Source organism: Rhodopila globiformis (genome assembly GCF_002937115.1).
GTDB classification, from domain to species: Bacteria; Pseudomonadota; Alphaproteobacteria; order Acetobacterales; family Acetobacteraceae; genus Rhodopila; species Rhodopila globiformis.
Map to the genome: position 1 here is coordinate 22,043 of NZ_NHRY01000046.1, position 6,190 is coordinate 28,232.

The 6,190-nt window shown below is 68.8% G+C and carries 3 protein-coding genes; all 3 read left to right on the forward strand.

Features of this window, described 5'->3' with window-relative positions; genetic code table 11:
* Positions 1-148: 148 nt before the first annotated feature.
* The 3 genes from CCS01_RS03365 to cysQ all read left to right on the forward strand — a co-directional run bounded on the left by CCS01_RS03365 (position 149) and on the right by cysQ (position 6,019).
* Positions 149-544 (forward strand): hypothetical protein, encoded by a 396-nt coding sequence (locus tag CCS01_RS03365; protein ID WP_104517412.1) that lies wholly within the window; start codon positions 149-151, stop codon positions 542-544.
* A gap of 88 nt (positions 545-632) precedes the next feature.
* Complete coding sequence (locus CCS01_RS03370; protein WP_104517413.1) at positions 633-5,231, forward strand: glycosyltransferase family 9 protein; 4,599 nt, start codon at positions 633-635, stop codon at positions 5,229-5,231.
* The gene (cysQ, locus tag CCS01_RS03375) at positions 5,231-6,019 is read left to right on the forward strand and encodes a 3'(2'),5'-bisphosphate nucleotidase CysQ (protein ID WP_104517414.1); all 789 of its coding nucleotides are present in this window, start codon (positions 5,231-5,233) and stop codon (positions 6,017-6,019) included. The genes CCS01_RS03370 and cysQ overlap by 1 nt, the downstream gene beginning before the upstream one ends.
* The last annotated feature ends 171 nt before the right edge of the window (positions 6,020-6,190 follow it).

Below are 6,190 nucleotides of genomic sequence, written 5' to 3' on the forward strand. Positions count from 1 at the left end.
GCAGGCGGCGGGAAATGGTGCACCCGCAAAAAATTAACGATAATCGGATTCCCTCCCGATCACCGCATTGGTAGTGTTCGCAGGCGCGGCTTTGACTTTTGATTGCAGACCTGACCGTTGATTGCAGCTTATTGCCAAGGGAACACTCGTGAAATATCTGCCGCCTTTTGAGCTGATCCGCCGTTCCATCGAGATCTCCACGGTGCGCGGGGAACTTCGGGTCAATGTTTCCTATGAGGATTTCATCAGGCTCCTGAAGACCCTGATCCAGGGGATCGAGGTTGACGAAGCCTGGTACGCCAGGACCTACGAGGACATCGGCGGCGCGATCAGCAACGGCGTGGTCCGATCGGCCAGGCAGCACTTCCTGAATGACGGATATTTCGAAGGCCGCCTGCCGTTCCGCATGACCGTTGACGAGGCGTGGTACCTGGCGACGAACCCCGACGTCGCGGACAGCATCCGCGCCGGAATCGTTGCTTCCGCGCAGGAACACTTCGACAAGGACGGCTATCGCGAAGGCCGGTTGCCGTTCGCGATGTAACCCGGGCACCGCGCCCGGCCATGCCGAGACATCTCCGGGCGACTGTCAGGCCGATCGGCCTTGAGTTCCGCAACAGGATTGCGTCGCCATGAAGCGCCAGGCCTCCGTCACCAAGCCGGCTGAACCACGCAGGCGCGTCGCCCGACGGGCCGGCGGTGCCGTCGCCGCCGCGCCGATGAAGGACGCGCCGCCGAAACCCGTCGTGCTGATCGAGATCGATCCGGCGCTGGACGGCAGCGTGCTGCATAACCGTTTCGATATCATGATCCGCGGCCGCGCCATCGCCGACGTGCCGATCATCGAGATACGGCTCGAGGTCGGCGAGCAGGTCCTGGCCACCGCGTGGTATGGCCAGTCTGGAAGCGCCGGCGCGGCTGTCCTGCCCGGCGGCCGCCCGGCCCGCCAGCGCGCGTTCCAGTTCCACCTGCCGCAGCTTCCGCCCGGGGCGGCGGCGCCATGCGCGTTCCGCATCGTCGCGCGCACGGAACCCGGCTTCGAGGCCAGGGAGGACTTCACGCTCAGCCTGGACACGCAGGCGACGCCGGCCGTCTCCCTGGTGTCCGGGCGGAGCCGCGCGGGCCTGTCAGTGATCGCGGTCCGCGCTTCTGTGGTGATGCACGTCGAGCGGGCCGTGATCGACCCCGGTGGTGGGCTGTCGGTCCACGGATGGGCCGTTGCCGTGGTGCCCATCCTGGCCGTGCAGGCCTATGCCGATGGCGATCTGGTCGGACAGGCCGCGCTGGATGCCGAGCGGCAGGATGTCGCGGCGGCTTTCGCCGCGTACCCGGATGCCGGACGGTCTGGCTTCGTCCTGGTCGTGCCGCTGCGCCGGCAGGATCGACAGGTCGACGCTGTCCGCGTCCGCGTGGTCTGTCCGGATGGGTTTGGCCACGATGCCATCGTTCCGGTCGAGCGCTCGCCGCGGCAACTGGCACTGGCCGGCGCCGGCATGGCGGCAGCGGCCGGCGAAACGATGGACGCGCCGGCCGCCGTCCCGATGGGCCAGCAGCCGGGCTATCATGTTTCGACAGGGCTGCACTTCGCGCACGGGCCCGCGCCCGGATTCGCGCTTGCGCCGCCGGTGGATCCTTCGGCGTGGCTGCCCGACCCGCTTGCGCCGGAAGCAGGTCGGTTTGCCGCAGGACAGCCGACTGGAATCGAGCTCTATTGCGACGAAGTGCAGCTTTCGGCCGATGGGACGCTGCGGGTGAACGGCTGGGCGGTGTGCGGCGCCGGCATCACGCAGGTGCGGGTGCTGCTGGATGACGAGGACGTCGGCCTGGCCGCCTACGGCTACGATCGCCCAGATGTCGGCCAGGTGTTCGATGCGGTCCCGATGTCGCATCTGTCCGGCTTCAAGTTCGACCACAAGGTCCGCGACGGGTTCTCGGGCGAGTACCGCGTCCGCATCGTCGTCAGCAACACGCGCAACCAGCAGCGCGAGAAATCGGTGATCGGCGTCGTGCCGCCATCCGGCGCGTGGTCCCTGGCGGCGGCGCCGCTGGCTCCCGCACCCGGACAGGCCACGGATTTCCGTTTCGAGATCGACTCCCCTGCCGTCACGCATGGCGTGGCCGCGGAAACGATTACCGGACGGCTGACCATCGACGGCTGGCTGCTGACGCGCGCGGGCGTCAGTGCGTTCGAGGTGTTCCTGGACGACCAGCGCCTGGGCGAGGCGCATTTCGGCCTGGCTCGCCAGGATGTCGGCGCGGCGTTCCCGGACTGGCCGACGGCGTTGCGCAGCGGCTTCGCCTTCCATTGCCCGCCGCGCAGCCTGCGCGATGGCGAGCACACGGTCTCCCTGAAGGTCCGCACCGACGACGGCCAGGCAATCAGCCGCTCGTTCCGCATCACCGTGCGGAAATCCGGCGACGAGATCGAGCAGAACGGCATCCGCCGGCGCGTGCCGCGGGCCGAGTCCGACATGCTGCTGGCGTTCCTGGACAGCATGCGCTACCGCCCCGCCTTCCGGTTCATCCTGCGGCCGGATGGCGGCACCGAGCCGCTGCGCGCCACGCTGTCGGCGCTGCGCACGCAGGCCTACGCCGACTGGACGATGCTGGTCCTGGCCGAGGATGCCGATGCCGCCCTGGCCGTCCGGGCCGTCATCGACGATGAGGCGCCGCATTTGGCGGAGAGGGTCAGCTTCCGGCTTCGATCCGATGACGCCTGGGACGAACCGCTGGCGCGCGGCAGGGACGGGCGCGACGTCCTGTATATGCTTCTGTCACCGGGGGACGAGCCGGGTGCCGATGCGCTGCTGGAACTGGCTGTTGCCGCCGGCCGGAATCCCGGCGCGGACCTGCTGTATGCCGACGAAGTCCGGCGCAGTCCGGTGAGCGGGCAACTGGAACCGTTCCTGAAGCCGGATTTCTCGCCCGACCTGATGTTGTCCACCAACTATGTCGGCCGGCCCTGGGTGGCCACGGCATTGTTGCTGGAACGGACCGGTGTCTCCGCCGCCGGCCTGGTGGCGGACGGGGACTACGACCTGGCGCTGCGCTGCGCCGAGCGCGCGGCCGGCGTGCACCACAGTCCCAGGCTGCTGTGCCAGCGCGCGGCGATGGAGCTGGACAGCGCGGCGCAGGAGCAGGCCGCGCTGCAACGCGCTCTGGAACGCCGCGGCATCCACGGCGAGGTCGGTGCGACGCCAATCCATGGCACCTGGCGGGTCAGGCGGCGGGTCGCAGCGCTCGGCAAGGTCTCGATCATCATCCCGACCTGCGCCGCGAACGGCCACATCGAGACAGTCATTACGTCGCTGCGCGCGAAGACGGCTTACCGGAACTTCGAGATCATCGCCATCGACAACATCCCGGAGTCGAACGCCGCCTGGAAGGCCTGGCTGGCGCTGCACGCCGACAAGGTCGTCAGCATCCCGGGCAGCTTCAACTGGTCCACCTTCAACAACCGCGCCACCGCGGCCGCCGAGGGCGACTACTTCCTGTTCATGAACGACGACATGGAAGTGACGCACGAGGACTGGCTGGATGCGATGCTGGAACATGCGCAGCGGCCGGACGTCGGCGTGGTCGGCCCGCAGCTGTTGTACGGCGACGGCAAGGTGCAGCACGCCGGCATGTTCCTGTCCAATAACGGAATCGGGCGCCACGCGTTCCGTTTCGCCACGCACGACGATCCAGGCTATTTCGGCCTGGCCCTGACCCAGCGCAACGTCATCGCCGTCACCGGCGCCTGCATGCTGGTGCGACGGGCGGTGTTCGAGCGGCTGGGCGGGTTCGACGAGTCGCACCAGATCACCAACAATGATTTGGATTTCTGCCTGCGGGCGCATCGTGCCGGGCTGCTGGCCGTGTTCACGCCCTATGCCTCGCTGATTCATTACGAGCTCGCCAGCCGGGCTGGCCTGCATGACGTGTTCGACCTGGCGCAATTCAATGCGGCGTGGAAGACGGCGTTCGCCGCGGGTGACCCGTATTTCAATCCGCACCTGTCGCGCCACGCCGACGACTACCGTCCGGACGACGAGCCGGTGCAGTGGATCGTGCCCGGGGCGCCGCTGTTCCACCGGCAGGAGATCCAGCGCATCCTGGTGGTCAAGCTGGACCATATCGGCGACTTCGTCACGGCGCTGCCGGCGGTACGACGGCTGAAGGCGGTGTTTCCGCAGGCCCGCCTGACCGTGCTGGCCGGGCCGGCGTCGCGGGCGCTGGCGGCGCTGGAGCCGGGGATCGACGAATTCATCCCGTTCGAATTTTTCCACGCCCGCTCGCAACTGGGCGAGCGCGCGGTGACCGGGGATGATTACCAGGACCTTGCCCGTCGGCTCCGCCCGTACCGGTTCGACCTGGCGATCGACCTGCGCAAGCACCCGTCGACCCGGGACGTGCTGAGGCACACCGGTGCGAGGTTCCTGGCGGGTTTCGACCACCAGGGGCAGTATCCCTTCCTCGACATCGCGCTGGACTGGGACGGCGACCGCAGCCTGCAGCGCAAGCGCAGCCATGTCGTCGATGACCTTGTCGCCCTGGTGGACGCCATCGGCCGCGCCGGCGAAGCCGACCGCGCGGTGATGCAGCCCCCGGCGCCGATGCCGCTGGCGGAGCTGCCGCGGGCGGTGCGGGCGCTGTTCAGGCGGCGCGTCGTGGCCGTCCATCCCGGCGCGGGCAACGTCACCAAGCAGTGGCCGGAGGCGCATTTCTCGGCGCTGATCGACCTGCTGATCGAGCGGCACGACGTCGCCATCCTGCTCATCGGCGGCCCCGACGAGACCGACATCGCCGATCGGCTGCTGGCGCAGGGGCTGCATCCGGAGCGGATGGCGAGCATGGCGGGCCGGACCGGGCTGGCGGACCTGCCGCGGCTGCTGGGGAACTGCGTGCTGTATATCGGCAACGACAGCGGCCCCAAGCATATCGCCAGCGCCATCGGCATCGCGACCATCGGCATCCATTCCGGCGTCGTCGATCCGGTGGAGTGGGGCCCCATCGGCGTCAACGCCGTGGCGCTGCGGCGGGCCATGACGTGCAGCCCGTGCTACCTGGCGAATGCCGCGGACTGCCCGCGGGCGCTGGCCTGCCTGCGCTTCCTGGAGCCGAGCCTGGTGTACGAGGCCGCCAGCCTGATGCTGGCCCGGCCGGTGGAGACGGTGGACAGGACCTCCGTTGCGCCTCTAAACAGAGCCGGACCACGGACGAAAAAGCGCAGCGGAGCCTCTGCCTGATGAATGACACAGCCTTGCTCGATCTCGCGGCCGCGCTGGCGGACAGGGCGGGGACGGAGATCCGGGCGATCCGCGACCGCGGCTTCCAGGTGGAGCACAAGGCGGACCGGTCGGTGGTGACGGAAGCCGACCGGGCGGCCGAGGCGATCATCCTGTCGGGCCTGCGCGCGGCGCTGCCTGGCTGCACGGTGGTGGCCGAGGAAGCCGTGGCGGGGGGCGCCGTCCCGCAGGCGACGGCGGAATTCTGGCTGGTGGATCCGCTGGACGGGACGCGGGAGTTCACCGGCGGCGGGGACGATTTCGCGGTGAACATCGGCCTGGTGCGGGATGGCCGGCCGGTGCTGGGGGTTGTCGGCGTGCCGGCCACGGGCGTGCTGTTCGGCGGCATTGTCGGGGTCGGCGCCTGGCGGCAGAGCGGCGGCGCGCGGCAGCCGATTGCCGCGCGGGTTTGCCCGCCGGAGGGACTGACGGTGGTGGCCAGCCGGCATCATGGCGATGCGGCGACGCTGGACCGGTTCCTGGCCGGGCGGACGGTGGCGCGGCTGGTCAATTTCGGGTCGAGCCTGAAGTTCTGCCGGCTGGCGGAAGGGGAGGCGGATCTGTATCCGCGGTTTGGCCGCACGATGGAGTGGGACACCTGCGCGCCGCAGGCGGTGCTGGAGGCGGCGGGTGGCGCGGTGGAGACGCTGGAGGGGGAAACGCTGCGGTATGGGAAGCCGGGGTGGGAGAATCCGCATTTTGTGTGCTGGGGACGGAGGGCGGTGGGTGCGCGTGGCGCCCGGGGTTGAGCGCATCAAGATTGGGATAGGGCAGGACGATCCGTATTGTCATACCTGCTTACGCACTTTTCTCAGCCTCTGGGGCATGATACATAGCATGAACATCCGGTTGTAGCGAGGCGGTGGCAATGGCTCGGAACAAGGTGCAATTCCAAAAGGGCCTCAGCGAGGCGGCGTTCG

Excerpts from the sequence above, each read along its gene's own strand:
- cysQ (WP_104517414.1), top strand. The coding sequence starts at position 5,231 with ATGAATGACACAGCCTTGCTCGATCTCGCGGCCGCGCTGGCGGACAGG.
- CCS01_RS03370 (WP_104517413.1), top strand. The coding sequence starts at position 633 with ATGAAGCGCCAGGCCTCCGTCACCAAGCCGGCTGAACCACGCAGGCGC.